Origin of the sequence: Corallococcus sp. 4LFB, assembly GCF_046520365.1 — a bacterium.
Lineage (GTDB): Bacteria > Myxococcota > Myxococcia > Myxococcales > Myxococcaceae > Corallococcus > Corallococcus caeni.
The window spans coordinates 1-1,057 of record NZ_JBKGHJ010001067.1 but is presented as its reverse complement, the minus strand read 5'-3'; the positions used below and the strand labels follow the sequence as shown (position 1 = coordinate 1,057).

Genomic DNA, 1,057 nt, shown 5'->3' with positions numbered 1-1,057 from the left:
CGCTGGACGCGTCGTCGCGCCCACGCAGAAGAACGCCGTGGCGCCCGCCCGGGCTCCCAAGGCCAGGGCCGCCGTGCCCGTGGAGGACGACGCGCACGAGGAGCAGGACGCCGCGCCGCGCGTGCGCACCGTGAAGAAGACGAAGTCCAGCGGCCCGCAGGGCGTGTCGCTGCGGCTGCTCTGGGGCGACCAGCGCGTGGGCGAGTTCTTCGTGCCTCCCGGCGCGAAGAAGGGCTTCACGGTCGGCAGCGCCAAGGGCGTGGACTTCGTGATGGGCGACGCCAAGCTGGGCGCCCCCACGTTCGAGGCGCTGCGCACGGACGGCCAGGGCTTCACCCTGCGCTTCGCGCGCAAGATGAAGGGCGAGCTCACCCGCAAGGGCGAGACGCTGGACCTGGAAGCCGTGATGGAGTCCGGCAAGGCCTCCCAGGACGGCGACGCCTACGCGCTGACGCTGGAGGCGGACGACTTCGTCTGGGTGGACCTGGGCGCCTCACGCTGGAGGCGCAGTTCCAGCCGGTGCCCAAGCGCGTCGTCGTGCCGGTGGGAGAGAACATCGACTACACGGCGCTCAACATCTTCCTGGTGATGTTCTTCATCGCCACCGCGTTCGTCATCCACTCCATGAACCAGAGTGGGGAAGGGGACGAGTACGCGGATGAGCTCGCGGGCAACGACGCGCGCATCGCGAAGCTGATCATCAAGCCTCCGGAGACCCAGAAGAACAAGTTCCTGGAGAAGCTGAACCAGCAGAAGGAGAAGAAGTCGGGCGAGATGGCCCAGAAGCAGCGCGGCGACGAGGGCCAGATGGGCAAGAAGGACGCGCCCAAGGCCAACAACCGCACCGCGCCCAAGGGCGACCCGAACAAGAAGGACGAGGCGCGCGCCCTCACCGCGAAGATCTTCGGCGGCGGCAAGGGCGGGATCTCCACCATCTTCGGCAAGTCGGGCCTGGGCGGCGAGCTCAAGAGCGCCATGGGCAACATGTTCGGCGCCAAGGCGGGCGACGCGGGCGGCTTCGGCGGCATGGGCCTGCGCGGCAGCGGCGGCGGCGGCG

2 pseudogenes are annotated in these 1,057 nt (G+C 69.4%); both read left to right on the top strand.

What is annotated here, in order from left to right:
• Window positions 1-589: pseudogene (locus ACLEQD_RS44080) on the top strand (hypothetical protein); the annotation flags it as partial.
• Window positions 520-1,057: pseudogene (locus tag ACLEQD_RS44075) on the top strand (hypothetical protein); the annotation flags it as partial. The pseudogenes ACLEQD_RS44080 and ACLEQD_RS44075, both read left to right, overlap by 70 nt.